Origin of the sequence: Leifsonia sp. Root4, from assembly GCF_001425085.1 — a bacterium.
Classification (GTDB): domain Bacteria; phylum Actinomycetota; class Actinomycetes; order Actinomycetales; family Microbacteriaceae; genus Microterricola.
Map to the genome: position 1 here is coordinate 716589 of NZ_LMDN01000003.1, position 22766 is coordinate 739354.

17 protein-coding genes and 1 tRNA gene are annotated in these 22766 nt (G+C 66.9%); 3 read left to right on the forward strand and 15 right to left on the reverse strand.

Translation table 11 applies throughout. The annotated features are described in order from the left end of the window. Positions 1–33 precede the first annotated feature (33 nt). From ASC66_RS13040 to coaE, 7 genes are all read right to left on the reverse strand, one after another. On the reverse strand, positions 34–660 hold the full coding sequence (locus ASC66_RS13040; protein WP_055840161.1) for a superoxide dismutase: 627 nt from the start codon (positions 658–660) through the stop codon (positions 34–36). 104 nt (positions 661–764) lie between these two features. Continuing rightward, positions 765–1745 (reverse strand): DNA-binding protein WhiA, encoded by a 981-nt coding sequence (whiA, locus tag ASC66_RS13045; RefSeq protein ID WP_055840163.1) that lies wholly within the window; start codon positions 1743–1745, stop codon positions 765–767. A gap of 58 nt (positions 1746–1803) precedes the next feature. After that, positions 1804–2679 (reverse strand): RNase adapter RapZ, encoded by an 876-nt coding sequence (gene rapZ, locus ASC66_RS13050; RefSeq protein ID WP_055840164.1) that lies wholly within the window; start codon positions 2677–2679, stop codon positions 1804–1806. 62 nt (positions 2680–2741) lie between these two features. Beyond that, positions 2742–4619, reverse strand: a complete 1878-nt coding sequence (gene uvrC, locus ASC66_RS13055) for an excinuclease ABC subunit UvrC (RefSeq protein WP_055840167.1) — start codon at positions 4617–4619, stop codon at positions 2742–2744. A gap of 16 nt (positions 4620–4635) precedes the next feature. Further along, positions 4636–7542: an excinuclease ABC subunit UvrA gene (gene uvrA, locus ASC66_RS13060; protein ID WP_055840168.1), complete on the reverse strand. Its 2907-nt coding sequence runs from the start codon at positions 7540–7542 to the stop codon at positions 4636–4638. A 78-nt stretch (positions 7543–7620) separates the two neighbouring features. Next, positions 7621–9687 carry an excinuclease ABC subunit UvrB gene (gene uvrB / locus ASC66_RS13065; protein WP_055840170.1) on the reverse strand — a complete coding sequence of 689 codons (2067 nt, stop codon included), beginning with the start codon at positions 9685–9687 and terminating at the stop codon, positions 7621–7623. Positions 9688–9696: 9 nt separating this feature from the next. Beyond that, positions 9697–10320: a dephospho-CoA kinase gene (coaE, locus tag ASC66_RS13070; protein WP_055840173.1), complete on the reverse strand. Its 624-nt coding sequence runs from the start codon at positions 10318–10320 to the stop codon at positions 9697–9699. Between the two features lie 51 nt (positions 10321–10371). Between coaE and ASC66_RS13075 the strand changes: the two genes are divergently transcribed. Continuing rightward, the gene (locus ASC66_RS13075; RefSeq protein ID WP_055840175.1) at positions 10372–10980 is read left to right on the forward strand and encodes a DUF4126 domain-containing protein; all 609 of its coding nucleotides are present in this window, start codon (positions 10372–10374) and stop codon (positions 10978–10980) included. Here the strand turns inward: ASC66_RS13075 and ASC66_RS13080 are convergent. The 6 genes from ASC66_RS13080 to polA all read right to left on the reverse strand — a co-directional run bounded on the left by ASC66_RS13080 (position 10934) and on the right by polA (position 20074). Next, on the reverse strand, positions 10934–11686 hold the full coding sequence (locus tag ASC66_RS13080) for a class I SAM-dependent methyltransferase (RefSeq protein WP_055840177.1): 753 nt from the start codon (positions 11684–11686) through the stop codon (positions 10934–10936). The genes ASC66_RS13075 and ASC66_RS13080 overlap by 47 nt on opposite strands. 125 nt (positions 11687–11811) lie before the next feature. Further along, complete coding sequence (rpsA, locus tag ASC66_RS13085; protein WP_055840178.1) at positions 11812–13266, reverse strand: 30S ribosomal protein S1; 1455 nt, start codon at positions 13264–13266, stop codon at positions 11812–11814. Positions 13267–13395: 129 nt separating this feature from the next. Continuing rightward, a complete protein-coding gene (locus ASC66_RS13090) occupies positions 13396–14439 on the reverse strand; it encodes a DUF2207 family protein (protein WP_055840180.1) in 1044 nt (347 codons plus the stop codon). Further along, positions 14436–15401 (reverse strand): epimerase, encoded by a 966-nt coding sequence (locus ASC66_RS13095; protein ID WP_055840183.1) that lies wholly within the window; start codon positions 15399–15401, stop codon positions 14436–14438. The genes ASC66_RS13090 and ASC66_RS13095 overlap by 4 nt, the downstream gene beginning before the upstream one ends. A gap of 275 nt (positions 15402–15676) precedes the next feature. Then, entirely contained in the window at positions 15677–17350 is a 1674-nt protein-coding gene (locus ASC66_RS13100) for a DUF885 domain-containing protein (RefSeq protein ID WP_055840185.1), read from the reverse strand. A gap of 45 nt (positions 17351–17395) precedes the next feature. Beyond that, positions 17396–20074 carry a DNA polymerase I gene (gene polA / locus ASC66_RS13105; protein ID WP_055840187.1) on the reverse strand — a complete coding sequence of 893 codons (2679 nt, stop codon included), beginning with the start codon at positions 20072–20074 and terminating at the stop codon, positions 17396–17398. Positions 20075–20144: 70 nt separating this feature from the next. Here polA and ASC66_RS13110 point away from each other — a divergent pair, with 70 nt between their 5' ends. Next, positions 20145–20570 (forward strand): hotdog fold thioesterase, encoded by a 426-nt coding sequence (locus ASC66_RS13110; RefSeq protein WP_055840189.1) that lies wholly within the window; start codon positions 20145–20147, stop codon positions 20568–20570. Positions 20571–20648: 78 nt separating this feature from the next. On the opposite strand, the gene ASC66_RS13115 is transcribed toward ASC66_RS13110, so the two are convergent. Next, on the reverse strand, positions 20649–21254 hold the full coding sequence (locus tag ASC66_RS13115; protein ID WP_047410793.1) for an ANTAR domain-containing response regulator: 606 nt from the start codon (positions 21252–21254) through the stop codon (positions 20649–20651). A gap of 38 nt (positions 21255–21292) precedes the next feature. On the opposite strand from ASC66_RS13115, the gene ASC66_RS13120 reads away from it, so the two are divergent. Next, positions 21293–21373: transfer RNA gene (locus ASC66_RS13120), tRNA-Leu, on the forward strand. Positions 21374–21412: 39 nt separating this feature from the next. Here the strand turns inward: ASC66_RS13120 and ASC66_RS13125 are convergent. Further along, entirely contained in the window at positions 21413–22702 is a 1290-nt protein-coding gene (locus tag ASC66_RS13125) for a DUF222 domain-containing protein (protein ID WP_055840191.1), read from the reverse strand. Between the last annotated feature and the right edge of the window lie 64 nt (positions 22703–22766).

Below are 22766 nucleotides of genomic sequence, written 5' to 3' on the forward strand. Positions count from 1 at the left end.
GTGTCCCCGGACGGTGCCCGGGGACACCATCCGCTATGACAGTATCAGCAGCCCGTTGGTCTTTACGCGCGCGGCCTCGAAGCGTGCCTGCACGTTGGACCAGTCGACGATGTTCCAGAAGGCCTTGACGTAGTCGGCCCGAACATTGCGGTAGTCGAGGTAGTAGGCGTGCTCCCAGACATCGAGCATCAGCAGCGGAACCGTGCCGACGGCGAAGTTGGCCTGCTGGTCGAAGAACTGCTGGATGATCAGCTGCTGGCCGATCGAGTCCCAGGCCAGAACCGACCAGCCGGAGCCCTGCACACCGAGCGCGGTCGCGGTGAAGTGCGCCTGGAACTTCTCGAAGGAACCGAAGAAGTCGTCGATGGCGGCAGCGAGCTCGCCGACCGGCTTGTCGCCACCGTTCGGCGACATGTTGGTCCAGAAGATCGAGTGGTTGACGTGACCGCCGAGGTTGAAGGCGAGATCCTTCTGCAGCTTGTTGACGTTGGCCAGGTTGCCGTTGTCACGGGCCTCGGCGAGCTGTGCCAGCGCGGTGTTCGCACCGGTCACGTACGCCTGGTGGTGCTTGCTGTGGTGCAACTCCATGATCGCACCGCTGATGCTCGGCTCGAGTGCCGAGTAGTCGTAGGCGAGTTCAGGCAGCGTGTATTCAGCCATTGATTTTCTCCTCTTTCGTGACCGCGAGATTCGCGACCGATTGCGACATTTTCAGTCTACTGATGGCAACCGTGGGGCCGCCGATACTGTTCCGCGCCTGTGGATCACACGTCGTCTAGGTCGGCGGGCAGGTTGGCGTCGGTTCCCGGGATGCCGAGATCTGCTGCCTTCTTGTCTGCCATCGCGAGCAGTCGGCGGATGCGGCCGGCCACGGCGTCCTTGGTCATCGGCGGCTCTGCGTGGTGCCCGAGCTCGTCGAGGCTGGAATCGCGGAAGCGCAGTCGAAGCTCCCCCGCGTACTTCAGGTGGTCCGGGATGTCGGCGCCGAGGATCTCCATGGCGCGCTCGACCCTGGCGCATGCGGCGACGGCGGCCTGCGCGCTGCGGCGCAGGTTCGCGTCATCGAAGTTGACCAGGCGGTTCGCGGTGGCCCGCACCTCGCGGCGCTGGCGCAGCTCCTCCCAGTTGCGCACCGTCTGCTCGGCACCCATGTGCACGAGCATCGAGCTGATGGCGTCGCCGTCGCGGATCACAACGCGGTGGACTCCGCGCACCTCGCGGGCCTTCGCGGCGATGCCGAGGCGGCCGGCGGCTCCGACGAGGGCCATGGCGGCCTCGTTGCCCGGGCAGGTGATCTCCAGCGCTGCGGAGCGGCCGGGATCGGTCAGGGTGCCTGCTGCGAGGAACGCTCCGCGCCAGACGGCGGCGATCTCCTCGCGCGAGCCCGTGGTCAGGCGGTTCGGCAGGCCGCGGATCGGCCGACGGCGGGCGTCGAGCAGGCCGGTCTGGCGGGCGAGGGTCTCGCCTCCCTCCAGCACGCGGACGAGGTAGTTGTTGGTGCGGCGGAGCCCGGAGGCCGCGATCACCGAGACATCGCTGCGCACCCCGTAGAGTTCGGCGAGATCCTTGCGCACGCGGCGCGCGAGCACGGTTGAGTCGAGCTCGGATTCGACGGCGATGCGGCCGGAGATCATGTGCAGACCTCCGGAGAAGCGCAGGATCGTCGCGAGCTCGGCCGCCCGGACCGTGGTCTTTGCGACCTCGACCCGGGAGAGTTCTTCTTTAACGTCGGCGGTGAGAGCCAATCGTGTTTCCATTCTTTGCAGTGCCAAAAGGCGTGGACAGGCAGCCGGGTGCGGCTGCCTATTCGCGTCCGAGGTCCCGATGCCTCACGCTCACTGCCACCCGGGGAAGGGCGCCGATCAATGTCGACAGCTCCTTCACCATGGCGACGGAGCGGTGCTTGCCGCCGGTGCAACCGACGGCAATCGTGACGTGACGTTTATTCTCGCGCTGGTAGCCGGCGAGCACTGGCTCGAGTGCGGCTGCGTAGCGTTCGAGGAATTCTTGGGCGCCCGGCTGACCGAGCACGTAATCGGCGACATCGCCGTCGAGGCCGGTGTGCGGGCGCAGCTCCGGCACCCAGAACGGATTGGGGAGGAAGCGGGCGTCGGCCACCATATCGGCATCCGTCGGAACGCCGTACTTGAAACCGAAGCTCAGCAGCGTCACGCTCACGCCGGCGATGTCATGCTCTGAGAATCGTTCCCGCGTTGCCGTCGCCAGCTGGTGGATGTTCAGCTCGGTGGTGTCGATGAGGATGTCGCTCGCCCCGCGGATCGCCGCGATGCGCGCCCGCTCGGCCGCGATGCCATCCAGGAGCGTGCCATCGCCCTGCAGTGGGTGGGGCCTGCGCACAGACTCGAAGCGGCGCACCAGCACGTCGTCCGAGGCGTCGAGGAAGACGACGCGCAGCTCAGTTCCGCCGGCGCGGAGCGCCTGGATGATCTCCTGCAGCTCGGAGAAGAAGTTGCCACCGCGGATGTCGACGACCGCCGCGATCTTGGGCAGGCTCGATCCGGCGCGCCCCGCAAGATCCACGAAGGGGCGCAGCATCTGCGGGGGGAGGTTGTCGACAACGTACCAACCGAGGTCTTCAAGAGCGTTCGCTACGGTCGAACGACCGGCTCCGGACATTCCCGTGACGATCAGCATCTCGTGCTGCCGGGCATCCGCCATGGCAGATTCTCACCTTCGGTAGAAGAACTGGTGGGACTCTAGCCTACCGAGCGCCGAGCGGTTCAGGCACGCAAGTGCTGGTGGATCGCCTGCGCGAGTGCCGGGCCGACCCCGCGAACCTCGGCAATCGCCTCGGGGCTGGCCTGTTTCAGCTGCGAGACGGAGCCGAAATGCTTCAGCAGCACGGAGACCCTGGCCGGGCCGAGCCCGGGGATCTCGCCGAGCACGGAGTTGATGTCCCGCTTGCGGCTCGCCCGTTGGTGCGTGATGGCGAAGCGGTGCGCCTCGTCGCGGATGCGCTGGAACAGGAACAATGCGTCACTGTTGCGCGGCAGGATCACCGGGTAGTCGGAGTCGGGCAGCCAGATCTCCTCCAGCCGCTTGGCGATTCCGCAGAGTTGGATTCCCTGCACGCCAGACTCCCGCAGCGCGCGCGCGGCGGCCTCCACCTGCGGCTGCCCGCCATCGACGATGAGCAGATTCGGCGGGTAACTGAACCGGCGGCGCTTCTCCCCCGCGCTCTCCTCCGCTGCGGGATCGGCAGCCGGCTCGGCGGCCTCCTCGCGCAGGTGCGCCAGCCGCCTGGTGAGCGTGCGATAGATCGAATCGGTGTCGTCTGTGGATTCGGGGATGTTGAAGCGCCGGTACTGGTCCTTGCGCGGCAGCCCGTCCTCGAACACGACCATGCTCGCGACGATGTTGGTCCCGCCGAGGTGCGACACGTCGTAGCACTCCATGCGCAGCGGCGCCTCCGTCATCCCGAGCGCCTCCTGGATGTCTTCGAGCGCCTTGGAGCGGGCCGTGAAGTCGGAGCTGCGCCGCGTCTTGTAGAGCATCAGCGAGTGGGCGGCATTCTGCGTCGCCGTGGCCAAAAGCGCCGCCTTCTCGCCGCGTTGTGCCGCGCGCACCTGCACCTTGGCTCCGGCCATTCCCCGCAGCCACTCCTCGAGGGCTGCGGCGTCGTCCGGCAGCTCGGGAACGACGATCTCCCGCGGCGGTGGGTTGTTCTCGTTGTAGACGGTCTGCACGATCGAGTCGACGAGTTCTCCCATCGACGCGTCGAGGCCCTTGTCGACGACCCAGCCGCGCACACCGCGGATGCGGCCGCCGCGCACGACGAATTGCTGCACGGCCGCGGCGAGTTCATCGTGCACGATGCCGAAGAGGTCGATGTCGACGGAGTCACGCAGCACGACGGCGCTCTTCTCGAGCACCGCCTCAAGGGCCGCGACCTGGTCGCGCCTCTTCGCCGCGAGCTCGAAGTTCATCACGGCGGATGCCGCCTTCATCTCCTGGGTGAGCTCGTTGATCAGCTTGCGGTCCTGGCTGCCCATGAAGCTGACGAAACGTTTGACGATCTCGCGGTGTTCCTCGATGCTGACGAGCCCAGAGCACGGCCCGAAGCAACGACCGATCTGGCCGGCGAAGCACGGCTTTCCCGACTGCATGGCGCGCTTGTAGTCGGAGTCCTTGCAGGTGCGGATCGGGAATGCCTTGAGCATCAGCTCGATGGTGTCGTAGACCGCCCACACCTTGGGGTACGGCCCGAAGTACCTGGCGCCCTTGATGCCCGTTGTACGCGTGACCAGGGCGCGCGGCGCCTCCTCGGCGAGGGTGACGGCCAGGTAGGGGTAGGACTTGTCGTCCTTGAACATGACGTTGAACGGCGGATCGAATTCCTTGATCCAGTGGAACTCGAGCTGCAGCGCCTCGACCTCGCTGCCGACGACCGTCCATTCGACGCTCGTCGCCGTCGTCACCATGCGCCTGGTGCGCTCGTGCAGGCTCTCCAATGGCGCGAAGTAGTTGCTGAGGCGCGCGCGCAGGTTCTTCGCCTTGCCGACGTAGAGCACCCGCGAATTCTGGTCGCGGAAGCGGTAGACCCCCGGCTCGGTGGGGATCTCCCCCGTCTTCGGCCGGTAACTCAGCACATTCGCCATCGATGGACCGCGTCGCTCAGCCCGCGATCGCCGCGGCCCGGCGATCCGCTGATGCGACGTCCGCCGCGAGGACTTCTTTCAGGAACACACCGGTATGGCTCTTCTTGTTCGCGGCGACCTGCTCCGGGGTGCCCGTCGCGATGACCTTGCCGCCGCCAGAGCCGCCCTCCGGCCCGAGGTCGAGGACCCAGTCCGCGCTCTTGATCACGTCGAGGTTGTGCTCGATGACGATCACGGTGTTGCCCTTGTCGACGAGGCCGTTGAGCACGATGAGGAGCTTGCGCACGTCTTCGAAGTGCAGGCCGGTCGTCGGCTCGTCGAGCACGTAGACGCTGCGCCCGTTGGAGCGCTTCTGCAGCTCCGTGGCGAGCTTGACACGCTGCGCCTCACCGCCGGAGAGGGTCGTGGCGCTCTGGCCGAGCGTCACATAGCCGAGGCCGACCTCGACGAGCGTCTTCAGATAGCGGTGGATCGCCGAGATCGGTTCGAAGAACTCGGCGGCCTCGCTGATCGGCATCTGCAGCACCTCGGCGATGTTCTTGCCCTTGTAGTGCACGGTCAGGGTGTCGCGGTTGTAGCGCGCACCGTGGCAGACCTCGCAGTCGACGTAGACGTCGGGCAGGAAGTTCATCTCGATCTTGATGGTGCCGTCGCCGGAGCACGCCTCGCAGCGGCCCCCCTTGACGTTGAAGCTGAAGCGGCCGGGCAGGTAGCCTCGCGTCTTCGCCTCGATCGTCTCGGCGAAGAGGTTGCGGATGCGGTCGAAGACGCCCGTGTACGTGGCGGGGTTCGACCGGGGAGTGCGACCGATCGGGGCCTGGTCGACGTGGATCACCTTGTCGAGGTGGTCGAGGCCCGTGACCCTGGTGTGCTTGCCAGGCAGCTTGCGGGCGCCGTTGAGCTTGTTGGCGAGCACACGGTAGAGGATGTCGTTGACGAGCGAGGACTTGCCGGATCCGCTCACGCCGGTGACGGCCGTGAAGGTGCCGAGCGGGAAGTCGGCGCTCACCTTGCGGAGGTTGTTCGCCTGCGCGCCGATGACGGAGATCTGACGCTCCGGATCGATGGGGCGACGGGTGTGCGGGGTGACGATCTGCCGTCTGCCTGCCAGGTAATCGCCGGTGAGCGACTCCGGGTTGGCGAGCAGCGCGTCGTAGGAGCCGGAGTGCACGACCCGGCCGCCGTTGACGCCGGCGCCCGGCCCGATGTCGACGATCCAGTCGGCGGTGCGGATCGTGTCCTCGTCGTGTTCGACGACGATCAGCGTGTTGCCGAGGTCGCGGAGCGCGACGAGTGTCTCGATCAGGCGACGGTTGTCACGCTGGTGCAGTCCGATGCTCGGTTCGTCGAGCACGTAGAGAACACCGGTCAGGCCGGAACCGATCTGGGTGGCCAGGCGGATGCGCTGCGCCTCACCGCCGGAGAGCGTTGCCGCGGCACGGGCGAGGTTCAGGTAGTTGAGGCCGACCTTGACCAGGAAGTCGAGGCGCAGCTTGATCTCGCGCAACACCTGCGCCGCGATCGCCTGCTCGCGATCGGTGAGTTCGAGCTTGTCCATGAAGCTGCGGGCATCGCTGAGGCTGAGCTCACAGACATCCGCGATGCTCTCCCCGTGGATGTGCACGGCGAGCACCTCCGGCTTGAGCCGCTTGCCGTTGCAGACCTGGCAGGCCACCTCGCGCAGGTACTCGGCCCAGCGGGCACGCTGGTTGTCGGTCTCCGCCTGGGCGTACTGCCGCTCAATGTAGGGAACGACGCCCTCGAAGCCGGAGGTGTAGCTCACCTCACGGCCGTAGCGGTTCTTCCACTTCACCTTGACCTCGAAGTTGTCGCCGTTCATCACGGCGGCGCGCACGTCGGCCGGCAGCTTCTGCCACGGGGTCGTGAGGTCGAAGTCGAGGTCGCGGGCGAGACCCTCGAGCAGCTTCTCGTAGTAACTGAAGAGCCCCTTGCCCTGCGTCGTCCACGGCAGGATGACGCCCTCGGCGATGCTGAGCTCCGGGTCGCCGAGCAGCAGGTCCTCATCGACCGACATGCGCGTGCCGAGGCCGGAGCACTCGGGGCAGGCGCCGAATGGGGCGTTGAACGAGAAGGTGCGCGGTTCGATCTCGGTGAGCTGGATCGGGTGGTTGTTCGGGCAGGAGAGCTTCTCAGAGAAGGTCTGCCACGCCTCATCGCCCTCTTTGTCGACGAAATTGATGCGCACGAGGCCGTCGGTCAGCCGCAGCGCGGTCTCGAGCGAGTCGGTGAGGCGGCTGAGCAGCTCGTCGGCGGCGACGAGACGGTCGACGACGACCGAGATGTCGTGCCTGATCTGCTTCTTCAGCGTCGGCGGCTCGGAGAGCTGGATCTGCTCGCCATCGACGATGGCGCGGGAGTAACCGGATGCGGCGAGCTCCTTGAACAGGTCGACGAACTCGCCCTTCTTCTGCGAGACGATGGGGCTCAGCACCTGGTACCGGGTGCCCTCCGGCAGCTCCATGAGCTGGTCGGCGATCTGCTGCACCGTCTGGCGCTGGATCTTCTCGCCGCAGACGGCGCAGTGCGGAACGCCGACGCGAGCCCAGAGCAGGCGCATGTAGTCGTAGATCTCGGTGATGGTGCCGACGGTGGAGCGCGGGTTGCGGTTCGTCGACTTCTGATCGATCGAGACGGCGGGGCTCAGGCCCTCGATGAAGTCGACGTCGGGCCGGTCCACCTGCCCGAGGAACTGGCGCGCGTATGCCGAGAGCGACTCGACGTAGCGGCGCTGACCCTCGGCGAAGATCGTGTCGAATGCGAGCGAGGACTTCCCCGAGCCGGAGAGGCCGGTGAAGACCACGAGCGAGTCGCGCGGGATCTCCAGATCGACATTGTGGAGGTTGTGCACGCGGGCGCCGCGAACACTCAGCTTGGACGTGGATTCGACTCGAGAAACTGACACCAGACGAGTCTACGAGAAAAGCAGGGAATTCGAAGACTCGTTCTACACGCTCGCGGCGAACACTCAGCCCTCACGGGATCAGTCGAGGTGGCCGGCCTTCTCCATCTGGCGGAGCTCCCGCTTGATCTCGGAGAGTTCGTCGCGGAGGCGGGCCGCCAGCTCGAATTTGAGCTCCCCCGCCGCCTGCAGCATCTGCTCATTGAGATCGGCGATCAGCGACTCCAGCTCGTTGCCGCCGGCCGAGGCGATTCCCTCCCGGCGCAGATTCGGCACAGGCGACTTCTTGCGGCCCTCGCGCCCGGCCAGGAGCTCGGCGGTGTCGGCCTCCTCGCGCGCCAGCACGTCGGTGATGTCGGCGATGCGCTTTCGCAGCGGCTGCGGATCGATGCCGTTGGCCAGGTTGTACGCGACCTGCTTCTCGCGGCGCCTCGTCGTCTCCTCGATGGCCTTCGCCATCGAGTCGGTGACGCGGTCGGCGTACATGTGCACCTCGCCGGAGACGTTACGGGCCGCACGGCCGATCGTCTGGATGAGCGAGGTCGCCGAGCGCAGGAAGCCTTCCTTGTCGGCGTCGAGGATCGCCACGAGCGAGACCTCTGGCAGGTCGAGGCCCTCACGGAGCAGGTTGATGCCGACGAGAACGTCGTAGACGCCCTGGCGCAGCTCGGTGAGCAGCTCGACGCGGCGGAGGGTGTCGACGTCCGAGTGCAGGTAACGCACCCGAACACCGGATTCTGTGAAGAAGTCGGTGAGCTCCTCGGCCATCTTCTTGGTCAGAGTCGTGACGAGCACACGCTCGTCCTTGGCCGCGCGCAGGCGGATCTCCTCGAGCAGGTCATCGATCTGGCCCTTGCTCGGCTTCAGCACGATGGCGGGGTCGATGAGACCGGTCGGGCGGATGATCTGTTCGACGATGCCGTCGGCGATGCCCATCTCGTACTTGCCCGGCGTCGCCGAGAGGTACACGGTCTGGCCGACGCGGTTCTTGAACTCGTTGAACTTGAGCGGCCGGTTGTCGAGGGCGCTCGGCAGCCGGAATCCGTGCTCGACGAGAGTGCGCTTGCGCGAGGAGTCCCCCTCGTACATGGCACCGATCTGCGGAACCGTCACGTGCGACTCATCGATGACGACGAGGAAGTCGTCGGGAAAGTAGTCGAGAAGGCAGTGCGGGGCCTCGCCGACGGCACGCTGGTCGATGTGCCGCGAGTAGTTCTCGATGCCGGAGCAGAAGCCGATCTGTTCCATCATCTCGAGGTCGAAGTTCGTGCGCATGCGCAGCCGTTGGGCCTCAAGCAGCTTGCCCTCGCGCTCGAGCTGCGCCAGACGCCACTCGAGCTCCTCGCGGATCGTCACGATGGCCTTCTGCATCACCTCGGTGCTTGCGACGTAGTGCGAACCGGGGAAGACGGCGATGGAGTCGAGCTTGCGCACGACGTCGCCGGTGAGCGGATGCAGGCTGTAGAGCGCCTCGATCTCGTCGCCGAACATCTCGATGCGGATCGCGAGTTCTTCGTACATTGGGATGATCTCGATGGTGTCGCCGCGCACCCGGAAGTTTCCGCGGGAGAAGTCGATGTCGTTGCGCTGGTACTGCATCGAGACGAACTTGCGCACGAGCCAGTCGCGACTCACCTTCTGGCCCACCTGCAGAGCCACCATGGCGTTCATGTACTCGTCCGGCGTGCCGAGTCCGTATATGCAGGACACGGTCGACACCACGATCACGTCGCGCCGGCTGAGCAGCGAGTTCGTCGTGGAGTGGCGCAGGCGTTCGACCTCGGCGTTGACCGAGCTGTCCTTCTCGATGAAGGTGTCCGTCTGCGGCACGTACGCCTCTGGCTGGTAGTAGTCGTAGTACGACACGAAGTACTCAACGGCGTTGTTCGGCATCAGCTCGCGGAACTCGTTGGCCAGCTGGGCGGCGAGGGTCTTGTTGTGCGCGAGCACCAGCGTCGGGCGCTGGACGGCCTCGATCAGCCACGCGGTGGTCGCCGACTTTCCCGTTCCGGTTGCACCGAGCAGCACGACGTCCGTCTCACCGGCGTTGATGCGGGCGGAGAGGTCGGCGATCGCGCCGGGCTGGTCACCGCTCGGTGTGTAGTCGCTGACGACCTCGAACGGGCGAACGGCGCGGGTGGGTTCCATGGATCAAGTCTACGGACGCCCACCGACAGTGCGCTCGGCCAGCACCCGCATCCAGAGGTCATCGACCTGGCTCATCGTGTGGGCGAGGCTCTCGTCGGTGTCGATCACGACATCGGCGACGGCGCGTCGCTCCTCGTCGCTGGCCTGGGAATCAACGCGGGCGTTCGCGTGCGCGGGGTCGAGGCCCCGCTCCTCGACCAGCCGGGCGACCCGCGTCTTCTTCGGCGCCTCCACCACGACGATGAGGTCGAATGGCTCTGTGGCGCGCCCGGCCTCCACGAGCAGTGGGATGTCCTGGACCACGATGGCGTCCGGGTCGGCTGCTGCGGCCTCGGCCTTGAGCTTCTCGCCCAGCTCGCGAACCGCCGGGTGCACGATGGCGTTCAGCCTGGCCCGCGCGTCGTCGTCGTGGAAGATCACGGCGCCGAGCTTCTCGCGGTCCAGCGAGCCGTCGGCGTGCAGGACACCGTCGCCGAACTCCTCGCGGATGCGGGCGAGCGCCGGCGTACCCTGCTCGACGACCTTGCGGGCGAGGACGTCCGAGTCGATCAGGATCGCGCCATGTTGAACGAGACGGCGGGCGACCGTCGATTTACCCGAGGCGATGCCGCCCGTCAATCCGATGAGATACACAGTCAGAGTCTAGACGTGCCGGGCAGCGGGCATCCATGTCAGACTCGGCACATGCTCGAGTTCCTCACCGGAAGCGCTCTGGCCGCATCCGCCGGCCTGAATGCCTACATCCCGCTGCTTCTCATCGGGCTCGGCTCGCGCTTCACCGGCCTGATCGAGCTGCCGCCGAACTGGGTTTGGCTGCAGAACGAGTGGGTGCTCGGCATCCTCGCCGTGCTCCTCGTGCTCGAGATCCTGGCGGACAAGGTGCCGGGGGTCGACTCGGTGAACGACATCGTCCAGACCGTCGTCCGGCCGACATCCGGTGGTCTCGCCTTCGGCTCCGGCAGCTCGGCGACGACGGTCGCCATCACCGATCCGGCCGCATTCTTCAGCTCGAATCAGTGGGTGCCGATCGTGATCGGCGCCGTGATCGCCCTGGCCGTGCACCTGGCGAAGCTCAGCGTGCGGCCTGTCGCCAATGCGCTCACGGCCGGTCTCGCCGCGCCCGTTCTCAGTACCGCGGAGGATGTCAGCAGCGTCGTGATCTCCGTGCTCGCGATTCTGGCCCCCGTCCTCGCGCTGCTCGCGATGATCGGCGGCGTTGTACTGCTCGCACGCTGGATCGCCCGGCTCAGGCGCACTCGCCGAGCCACGGTGCAGCAAGCCAGCTCTCCGTAACGTAGGGGAGCAGAATCGTCGCGGCCCGTGTCTCCGGGTGCGCATCCAGCACGGCCTCGATCCGCGCGATCATGGCGGCCCGCTCCGACTCACCCGCGACCAGGTAGTAGCTGCGCGTCGTCGCGAGCTTCAGGATGCCGGCCCGGTCCGTGCGCTGGGTCCAGCGCTCGACCTTCCGCCCGAGGACCGTCATGCCGGCGCCCAGCGTCGGCACGAAGGCGGTGCCGTTCAGATCGGCGTTCATCGCCGTCGACAGCGCCGCCACCCAGGGAATGCTGTCGTCGCGGCTGTTCCAGATCAGCCCGAGTCTGCCCCCTGGTCGCAGCACCCGGACCACCTCGCGCGTCGCGAGCTCCTCGTCCATCCAGTGCCAGGCCTGGGCGACCGTCACCAGGTCGACGCTGGCGGCCGGCAGCGGGATCTGCTCGCCGCTGCCGACGATGGTCGTGAGTTGCGGCATCCGCTCGGCGGCGACGCGCAGCATGTCGGCGGAGGGATCGACAGCGGTGACCCTGTCGCCGAGCGCGAGCAGGGCGGCGCTCAACTTGCCCGTCCCGGCCGCGAGGTCGAGAACATCCTGCGGGGCGGATGCCGCACCGCGGAGCCACCGAACGCTCTGCTCCGGGTAGCCGGGGCGGTGTCGGTCGTAGCCGTCGGCGCCGTGCTGGAAGGACTCTGCGTGCTGCTGGAGGCGTCCGATCTGCATGGGACCAGCCTAGGCACGGCCGGCGGTCGCTGCGACGGGTCAACGACGAAACGGGCCGGTCCAGAAGGACCGACCCGTTTCGCTGCGTTCAACCCCGCGTTGCGGCGTGGTGAGCGCTGGTGATGCTAGTTGCCGCCAGAGAGCTTCTCGCGCAGTGCGGCGAGGGACTCGTCATCGGCAAGCGTGCCACCGGTGGCGGACTCGCTCGAGAAGGTGGAACCGGCCGCAGCGGCTTCGCCGGCAACGGCAGCCTCTTCGTTCGCGGTTGCAACCTGCTTCTTGTGGGCCTCCCAGCGAGCCTGGGCGGCAGCGTACTGCTGCTCCCACACCTCGCGCTGGGTGTCGAAGCCCTCGCGCCACTCGTTCGTCTCCGGGTCGAAGCCCTCGGGGAACTTGTAGTTGCCCTGGTCGTCGTACTCGGTGAGCATGCCGTAGAGGGCCGGGTCGAACTCGGTGCCCTCGGGGTCGACGTTCTCGTTGGCCTGCTTGAGGCTCAGCGAGATGCGGCGACGCTCGAGGTCGATGTCGATGACCTTGACGAAGACCTCGTCGCCGACCGAAACGACCTGCTCAGCAAGCTCAACGTGCTTGCCGGAGAGCTCGGAGATGTGAACGAGGCCCTCGATGCCCTCTGCAACGCGAACGAACGCGCCGAAGGGGACGAGCTTCGTGACCTTGCCCGGTGCAACCTGGCCGATGGCGTGGGTGCGGGCGAAGACCTGCCACGGGTCCTCCTGCGTTGCCTTGAGCGACAGCGACACGCGCTCGCGCTCGAGGTCAACCTCGAGGATCTCGACGGTGACTTCCTGGCCAACCTCAACAACCTCGCTGGCGTGCTCGATGTGCTTCCAGCTGAGCTCGGAGACGTGCACGAGGCCGTCAACGCCGCCGAGGTCGACGAACGCACCGAAGTTGACGATCGAGGAGACGACGCCCTTGCGGACCTGGCCCTTCTGAAGGTTGTTCAGGAAGGTGGTGCGGCTCTCAGACTGAGTCTGCTCAAGCAGGGCGCGACGCGAAAGCACAACGTTGTTGCGGTTCTTGTCGAGCTCGAGGATCTTGGCCTCGATCTCCTGGCCGAGGTACGGCGTGAGGTCGCGGACGCGGCGAAGCTCGATGAGCGAAGCCGGGAGGAAGCCACGGAGTCCGATGTCAACGATGAGGCCACCCTTGACGACCTCGATGACCGAACCGGTGACAACGCCATCGGCGTCCTTGATCTTCTCAACGTCGCCCCACGCACGCTCGTACTGTGCGCGCTTCTTGGACAGGATGAGACGACCTTCCTTGTCCTCCTTCTGGAGAACGAGGGCCTCGACGGTGTCGCCAACGTTGACGACCTCGCTGGGGTCAACGTCGTGCTTGATGGACAGCTCACGCGAGGGAATGACACCCTCGGTCTTGTAGCCCACGTCGAGGAGAACCTCGTCGCGGTCGATCTTCACAACGGTGCCCTCGATGAGGTCACCGTCGTTGAAGAACTTCAGAGTCTTTTCGACCGCGGCGAGGAAGTCTTCAGCAGATCCGATGTCATTGATGGCGACCTGCTTGGGTGCCTTGGCGGTCGTTACGATTGTCATGTAGTAGATGCTCCAGTACGGACAAGTTCGGGCCACTCACAGCGGTAGAGCTGAATGGGATACTGCGAGGGGCATACGGATAGATCGTCACAAACGTGACGTTCTAGCTTAGCCGTTTCCCCGCTGCAGCTACAAGTCGAAGCTGAGGTCTGACAGGTCGATGCCAGCCAGATCGATTCCGTCGAGCAGCGACACGTCGAGCTCGGCGATGTTCAGCCCGAAATCGACGATGAGATGCGCGGTGTGCAGGACGTCCAGCAGGTCCAGCACATCGAGTGGGTCGAGCCTCCCCGATTCCGCGAGCTCCCTGTGCTCGGTCTCCAGCACCCTCGCCCACTCCCGCTCCTGACCGAACAGCACCGCATACGGCAACAGCTTCTCATTCAGCACGAACGCCTCCAGCCGCCCATCCGGGGTGTCGATTCCGTGCCGCAGCGCACCATCGGGCGATTGCAGGAAGCGCAGCCGATCGGCCTCGGCCAGTTCGATGTAGTCGCGGAGGCCGGCCAGGTGATCGCGCAGCTCGAAGGATGCGGGCGAGACGCTGCGCCACTCGGCAGGCATGGCCCCGATCGCCGTGACCGTCATGGCGGCGGCCGGCAGGCTCAGAAGCAGCCACAGCCCGGTCCCTGGCCCGACGAGCGCAGCGATCACGAAAATGATGAGGCCGAGAACGGCGACAAGGCGCAGCACGATCGCCGGCCAGCGTCGCAGCGGTCCGACCAGTCCTGCCTGTTCGAGGCGACGGGCAACGCCCTGCCGCACGCTCCGGAGCGCCCGGCCGAGCTTCGCGTCGCGCCGCAGCACACGACGCACGCGTTTCGACGAGCGAGACGCGCCGAAGAGGGTGACGAGCAGTTCGTGCTGTTCCGCGTCCAGCGGCGGACCGTCGAGCAGCTCGATCCGCAGCGCGCCCCTCGCCTCCGTCTGTGCTCGGCCGGCGTCCGGGGCGATGAAGCGGATGTTCCGCCGCACGGCGAGGTTCACCAGCTCGGCCGCGACGGCCCGCTTCTCCGTGCGGTCGAGCACGGCGGCGGTGAGCAGATTCATGCCGCTGGGAGCGCTGTACTGCGCAATGCGGCCAGGCCGCCGCCGCAGATCGAACCGCACCAGGAGCGCGGCGGTCGCGGTGGCAGCCAGCAGAACGAGGCAGATCAGGGCGACGCCGTTCATCGCGGCTGCCGCTCGGCGACGATTGCGCGGATCGCCGGCTCGAGCTCTGGGTACGCGAACTCGTAGCCGTGCTGCTGCAGCCGCTCCGGCAGCACCCAGCGGCTCTTCAGCACGAGTTCGGTCTCGGTGCGGATCGCCGCCGAGCCGAGCTCCAGCATCCACCGGCTGGTCGGCAGCCCGAACGGCGCACCGACGATGCGGCGAAGCGCCAGCATCACGGTGGCGTTGTCGCTCACCGCCGGGGCCGAGACGTTCACGACGCCGTCGATCTCCGGATGCCGTTCCACGAAGTCGATGGCGCCCGCAACGTCATCGATGTGCACCCAGCTGAATTTCTGGCGGCCCGCCGTGTGACGGTTCTCGTGGAACGTTCCGGCGGCCCTGCGCTTCGCCGTGGCCGGCCACCGCCCGTCGTGCTGCGCCCCGCCGAGTCCGAATCGGGCCAGGTTCACCAGCGGGATGAGTGCGCTGCCGTCCCCGAGCACGATCGCCATGCGCAGCGCGACCCGTCGCGTGTTCGGCAGCTCCGCGGCGAAGAAGGCGCGCTCCCATGTCGTGGCGATCGACACGGAGAAGCCGGTTCCGATCTCTCCCCCGGTCTCCGTCATGGGCCGGTCGTCGGCGTGACGGTAGATCGTCGCGGTCGAGGAGTTGACCCAGAGCGTCGGCGGCCGCACGCAGGCCGCGACCGCCTCGCAGAGTTCCCGCGTCGTCTCGACCCGTGAACGGAGGATCTCGGCGCGGTTGACGGCCGTGTAGCGGCAGTTGACGCTCTTGCCGGCCAGGTTGATGAGCAGATCGGCGCCGTCCAGCAGCGCGGCGATCGCCGCGGCGTCGCCCCATGCGGCATCCGCCCCGCTGCGCCCGATCGTCGCCACGTGATCGCCGGCGGCGCGATACTTCGCGCTGAGGTACTGCCCGATGAAGCCGGAAGCCCCCGCGATGACGACACGCCTGCTCATCGCTCCCCGTCCCTCGAGCGGCTCTCGTAGTGGAACGAGCCCGAATACTCGTAGAGCCTACCGAGCAGCGGCGCACTCAGTTCCACGACACGATGCCATCGCAACCGCTTCGACGGATCCGCTCAGGGCTTCGCGGGCGACGCTGCTCCTCCGTCGCGGCGCCGCTCGCTCGAGCCAACGTGCAGAGAAGCGCACCGCACCCAACGCCGGCCGCCAAAACCCCACGCTGGCTCGAGGGAGCAGCCGAGGAACGAGGCCGCGACCGAAGCCGAGTGTCAGGCGAGGAGGCTCGCCTTGAGTGTGTCGAGGCCGACACCGCCCAGGTCGAGCGCGCGCTTGTGGAACTCCTTGATGTCGAAGCCGGCACCCGCGCGGGCGGCGGCGTCATCGCGCAGCTGCTCCCAGATGCGTTGCCCCACCTTGTACGACGGCGCCTGCCCCGGCCAGCCGAGGTAGCGGTTCACCTCGAATCGCACGAAGCCGTCGTTCATGTTGACATTCTCGCGAAGGAACTCGAATGCGTACTCCGCCGTCCACGCCCCGTTGCCGTCGGGCCGCTGCTTGCCGAGGTGCACGCCGATGTCGAGCACCACGCGCGCAGCGCGCATGCGCTGCCCGTCGAGCATGCCGAGGCGGTCGGCCGGGTCATCGAGGTAGCCGAGCTGTTCCATCAGCCGCTCCGCGTAGAGGGCCCAGCCCTCTGCGTGCCCGGAGGTGCCGGCGAGCTGCCTGCGCCAGGTGTTCAGCGTCGCCCGGTTGTAGACGGCCTGGCCGATCTGCAGGTGATGGCCCGGAACGCCCTCGTGGTACACGGTCGTGAGCTCGCGCCAGGTGTCGAACTCGGTGACGCCCTCCGGCACCGACCACCACATGCGGCCAGGCCGGGAGAAGTCGTCGGTGGGCTGCGTGTAGTAGATCCCACCCTCCTGCGTCGGCGCGATCATGCACTCCAGGGTGCGGATCTCCTCCGGAATGTCGAAGTGGCTGCGCCCGAGCTCGGCGACGGCCCGATCGCTCGTCTCCTGCATCCAGCGCTGCAGCGCCTCCGTGCCATGGAGCTTGCGGCTCTGGTCGGTGTCGAGGAAGGCGATGGCCTCCTCGACGGAGGCGCCGGCCTTGATCTCGTTGGCGATGCTCTTCTGCTCTGCGACCATGCGGGCGAGCTCGTCGATACCCCACTCGTATGTCTCGTCGAGGTCGATCGTCGCGCCGAGGAAGTGCTCGGACTGCAGTGCGTAGATGTCACGGCCGACGCCGTCGACGGGCGTTGCCGCATCCGCCAGCTCGTGCGCGAGGAAGTGGCTGAGCTTGTCGTAGGCGAGCAGGGACACACCGGCGCCGTCGCCGAGATGCTTCGCCAGCGATGCCGGCAGCTCGCCCGATGCGAGCGAGGCACCCGCCGCGAACTCGGTGAAGAAGCCGTCGACGGCCGCGTACTTGGCTGTCTGGGCCGCCACCTCACGCACCTGGCGCACGGCGGGTGTGACACCGGCAGCGATACCGGCGCGCAGGGTCTCGATGTAGCCGTCGACCGCGGCCGGAACCGCGGCGAGACGCAAGCTGATCTGCTCCCAGTCCTCCACCGTCGCGGTGGGCATGAGGTCGAAGATCTCGCGGATCTCCTGGGCCGGCGATGCGATCACATTGACATCTCGCAGCGGGAGCTGGGCATCGATGCTGCGCAACTGCAACGCGAGGGTGGCGCGCAGATCGGTCTTCGTGACCTCGTCGACCGCGTCGACGGGCGTCTCGGCGTCGAGCCGGCCGATCACCGTGCTGGCGGCGGCCGCCAGCTCGTCGTGGCCGGCCGGCGAGTAGTCGCCGAAGCGGCCGTTCCCCTCATTGCGGCCGATGAAGGTGCCGATCGTCGGCTGTAGCGCGACCAGGGTGTCGACCCAGTCCTCGGCGATCTGATCGATCGTCGACGGCGTGCGTGCTTCGGTACTCATCTCGTGGCTTTCCATAGCTCCGGCTCTCCGTGAAGTCTGTGCGGCCTAGTGCGCCGCGCTGTCCCAGTTGGCGCCGTGGCCCATCTGGACGTCGAGCGGCACGAGCAGCTCTGCCGCTCCCCCCATGCCATCGCGCACAATCTTCTCCAACGCATCGGCTTCACCGGGCGCGACCTCGAAGATCAACTCATCGTGTACCTGCAACAGCATGCGTGAACGCAGCTCCTGGGTGACGATCTCGTTCTCGATGGTGATCATGGCGCGCTTCATGATGTCGGCGGCCGATCCCTGGATGGGCGAGTTGAGCGCCTGGCGTTCCGCAGCCTCACGGTGCACCCGGTTCGGGCTGGCGAGGTCGGGGAACGGGCGTCGCCGGCCGAAGAGGGTCGTGGTGTAGCCGTCGACCTTGGCCTGCTCGACGACGTGACGGAGGTAGTCGCGCACGGCGCCGAAACGGCTGAAGTAGTCGGTCATGAGTTGCTTGGCTTCTGCCGTGTCGATGCGCAGTTGCTTGGAGAGGCCGAAGGCGCTGAGCCCGTAGGCGAGGCCGTACGACATGGCCTTGACCTTGTTGCGCATAGCCGGGGTGACGTCTTCCGGTTCGACGCCGAAGATGCGCGCGCCGACGAAGCGGTGCAGGTCTTCTCCGACGTTGAACGCCTCGATCAGCCCGGCGTCCTCGGAGAGGTGCGCCATGATGCGCATCTCGATCTGCGAGTAGTCGGCGGTGAGCAGCGTCTCATAGCCGTCGCCGACATGGAAGGCGGCGCGGATGCGGCGGCCGTCTTCCGTGCGGACGGGGATGTTCTGCAGATTGGGGTCGTTCGACGCGATACGCCCCGTCGCCGTGCCGACCTGCACATAGTTGGTGTGGATCCGGCCGGTCTCGTCGATGGACTTGTCGAGCGTCTCGACGATCTGACGCAACTTCGTCGCGTCACGGTGCTCGAGGAGCAGCCCCAGGAAGGGGTGCGGGTTGCTCTGCTGCAGATCGGCGAGGGCGCCGGCATCCGTCGAGAAGCCGGTCTTGGTCGCGCGTGTCTTCGGCATGCCCAGCTCGGTGAAGAGCACCTCCTGCAGCTGCTTGGGCGAACCGAGGTTGACCTCACGCCCGATCTCGGCGAAGGCCTTCTCGGCGATTCTCGCCGCGGTCTCCCCCAGCTCGCTGGAGAGGGCGGCGAGTTCGTCGTGGCTGACCGCGACGCCGCGCAGTTCCATCTCGACGAGCACGGCCAGCGTGGGCATCTCGATGGTCTCAAGCACGCTGCGCGAGCCCTCGTCGAGCTGGGCCACGACGACCGGGGCCACCCGGAGCGCGTACCAGGCGTCGACGGGGGCGCCGGAGGGCACAGCGTCGTCTGGCACGAGCTGGTTGAGATCGGGTTGTGGAACGGTCTCATCGAGGTGGCGGGAGACGAGGTCGGAGAGGGTCTTCTCCTGCCCGCCCGGTCGCAACAGCCAGCCGGCAACGAGGGCGTCGACAGCGAGACCGTCGAAGGCGAGACCGGCGCGGCGGATCGCCTTCAGCTGGGACTTCGCGCCGCACATGATCTTCGGCGCATCACTGGCGAGCCATTCCTCGAATGGCTCGTAGTCGCTGCGGCCGGTGATCCAGGGCAGGATCACCGCCTCGGTCTCGCTGGCAACGCCGAACCCGATGGGCAGGCCGTCGATGATCTCGACGCTCAGGCCGAGCCCACCCGGGTGGGTGGCGGTGACGCGGTTCAGCCAGCCACGCAGCTCCTCGTCGAGCAGCGTTTGGGCCGTCGGGGTCGCCGGGATGTCAATGACAACGGCATCCGGCTCGGCGCCGGCCACGGCCTCAGCGCCCTCGGCGAGCTCCTGCTTGAGAACCCGGTCGAGCAGGGTGCGGAACTCGAGGCGGGCGAAGATGTCGCGAACGGCCTGCTCGTCGATCGGACCACGCTCGAGCTCCGGAACCGCGACAGGCAGTTCGAGGTCGGTGACGAGTCGGTTGAGCCGACGGTTGCGGATCGCGTTCTCTTTCTGCTCGCGCAGATTGTTTCCGACGACACCCTTGATCTCGTCGGCGTGTTCGAGGATGCCGTCGAGGCTGCCATAGAGGCCGAGCCACTTGACGGCGGTCTTCTCGCCGACCTTGCTGATGCCGATCAGGTTGTCGCTGGACTCACCGACGAGCGCCGCGACATCGGGGTACTGCTCCGGGCGGATGCCGTAGCGCTCCACGACGGCGGCCGGGTCGTACCGCTTCAGCTGTGAGACGCCCTGGGTGTTGGGGTAGAGCAGGGTGACGTCATCGTTGACGAGCTGGATGCTGTCACGGTCGCCGGAGACGACGAGCACACGGTAGCCCTCCTCCGTGCCGCGCACGGAGAGGGTGGCCAGGATGTCGTCGGCCTCGAAGTCTTCCTTCGTGATCGTGACGATGTTCATCGCGGCGAGAGCCTCCTGCAGCAGCGGGATCTGGCCGATGAACTCGGACGGGGTCTCGCCTCGCGTTCCCTTGTACTCGGGGTACTCCCGGGTGCGGAACGAGAACCGGGAGATGTCGAAGGCGACGGCGATGTGCGTCGGCTTCTCATTCTTCAACAGGTTCAACAGCATCGAGATGAAGCCGTGGATGGCATTGGTGTGCTGCCCGTCCCTGGTCTGAAAACTATCGACCGGCAGGGCGTAGAACGCCCGGAACGCCAGCGAATGGCCGTCAATGATGAGGAGGGTAGGCTTTTCTGAATCCGACACAGACACAGCCTACAAGCCGCCGCCGACAGGCATCAGGCTTGACCCGCGCTGGCCGAAATCAAAGGTGACCATGACACAGACGACCCAAGACGCCCTCGACTGGGTGTTGCAGCGCGGAATCGGTGCCCTCGCCGAGAAGATGGGCATCGAGTTCACCGAGTTCAGCGTCGAGCGGGCCGTCGGCCGCATGCCCGTCGAGGGCAACACGCAGCCGGCGATGTTGTTGCACGGCGGTGCCTACGTCGTGCTCGGCGAGTCGCTCGGTTCCATGGCGGCGAACCTTTGGGCCGGGGCGGGCCGCCTGGCCGTCGGCATCGAGATCAATGCGACGCACACCCGCTCGGCCACCTCCGGTTTCGTCACGGGCGTGTGCACGCCGATCCACCTCGGACGCACGCTGACGACGCACGAGATCGCTGTAAGCGACGAGCAGGGTCGCCGCTGCTCCACGATCCGCATCACGAACCTCATCAAGGAGCTGCCGCAGCAGGCCTAGCCGATCCGGGGTTAACGAACGAAGAGCGGATGCCATCGGCATCCGCTCTTCGCGTGAAAGTCGTGTTGCTCGGCGCCGTTACTTCTTGGCGCTGAGCTGCTCGATGATCGCCTGTGCGACGTCGTGCATGGTGAGGCGGCGATCCATGGACGCCTTCTGGATCCAGCGGAACGCCTCGGGCTCGGTGAGGCCCATCTTCTCGTTGAGCAGGCCCTTGGCGCGGTCGACGAGCTTGCGGGTCTCGAAGCGCTCGACGAGGTCGGTGACCTCGGCCTCGAGGGCGATGATCTGGGCGTAGCGGGCCAGGGCGATCTCGATCGCCGGCAGCAGGTCGTTCGGCGTGAACGGCTTGACGACGTAAGCCAGGGCTCCGGCCTCCGTCGCGCGCTCGACGAGCTCCTTCTGGCTGAACGCGGTCAGCAGGACGACGGGCGCGATGTGGCCCTTGCTCAGGCGCTCGGCCGCGGAGATACCGTCGAGCTGGGGCATCTTGACGTCCATGATGACGAGGTCAGGGCGCAGTTCGGTTGCCAGTGCGACCGCGGTCTCACCATCACCGGCCTCGCCTACGACCTCGAAACCGTTGTCACGCAGAATCTCGACGATGTCGAGACGAATCAGGGACTCGTCCTCTGCGACGACGACGCGGCGGGGCGGAGCTGGGGTGTTGTCTGTGTCGGTCACGGGTTCAAGCTTACGGTATTCTGATCGAGGTCTTGTGCGCCGGTGTGGCGGAATGGCAGACGCGGAGCACTCAAAATGCTTTGTCGAGAGACGTGTGGGTTCGAGTCCCACCACCGGCACAATACAAATTTCACCCTGTCACGGCCGGGCCCTGCCCGCTAGAACGGCGGCGGATCCGGGTACGTCGATTCGCCCGCCGGCGGTCGGTCCGGCCGAGTATCGAGCGGCGGGCCCGCTCGTGCGCCGCGGGTGCAGCCGATCGTGCTGGCCGGGGCTGTCACGACGCCGTGCCCCGTCGGCGAGAGCCGTCGAAGTGTGCCGTCATCGCCCTGCCAAGCACGCCAGCGGACATGAGGCTGACGTTCCGGTGGTGCGGTGAGGCCCGGGAACAGTTCGCGCATGCGGCGCGGGTGAGGATCCAGTGCCAGCGGGGTGCCTTCAGCAGGGTCGACGAGCACACGACGGAACGTCTTCGCTTGGATTGCGAGGCCGCGCGCGACGTCGGCGGGAATCGAACCGTAGCCGTGGAGCACGGCCGGCTCATCCGACTGCCCGATGAGGCTGTGCACCCCTATGGTGATCTGCGGCACAGCAACGAAGACCTCAGGACTGCTGAACGCCAGCGCCGGCATCGCGGTCGCCGGGGTGCCGTCGATGAGTGTTGGCGCCGGCCGGCCGAGCAGCAACTCCACGGCGACGTCGGCCTCGAGCTGCGCGTGGGTGCTCGATGCGGAGATCGCCGCGAGTCGCTCGTGGTCGTCCGCATCGGCGGCGTCAGCGGCATCTCGCTCCGCCTGATCGGCCAGGTGGCTGACGCGCTCAGCAACCGACCACGCCTTGTCTGCCTCCAGGTAGAGCTTCAGCCAGGCCATGCCGTCCTCGGCTGGCTCGAACACGACGCGGCGTTCTGCGCGGCTGTGCGCGGCACGCACCGCCAGCGCTTCCGGGCTGATCCGCTCCTGGAGTCGTCTCACGCTCTGCCGGAACTGTGTCGGAGATTGGACGCGGGCCTTCGGGAGTGCAGCTGCCTCAAAGCTCGCGTGCAGCTCCGGCGGCAGGGTGACCGTTCCGGCGAGGAACTCACGCGCGTGCCGCTGGCTGATGTCTCCGGAGGCGAGCGCGATCAGCGTGCTCGGAAAGACATTGACGAGTTGTTGGGCCTCATACATCAACGAGTGCAGAGTGCGTTCGTGCATACGAAGAACGAGAGCGATCTCGGCGATCAGGCTGCGCCGGGCGAATTCCTCGTCCAGTGAGCGCCGCCCGCCCAGTGGGTCGGCGATCGCACGAGCCCGCCGTCTGGCCGCCTCGATCACACGGTACGTTTCGGCCTGTGCATAGCCGAGGTATGCGTTGGCCTCCCCCAGCTCGAAGAGGAACTCGCCGAGCACGGGGTCGCCGGATATGGCATCCTGCCCACTCGGCTGGCCCTCGACGACGTCGTCCATGACTTGAGCATCGCATCGACCACCGACACGGCTTTGTGCGCGTGAGGTTTGAGCGATGCCGGGC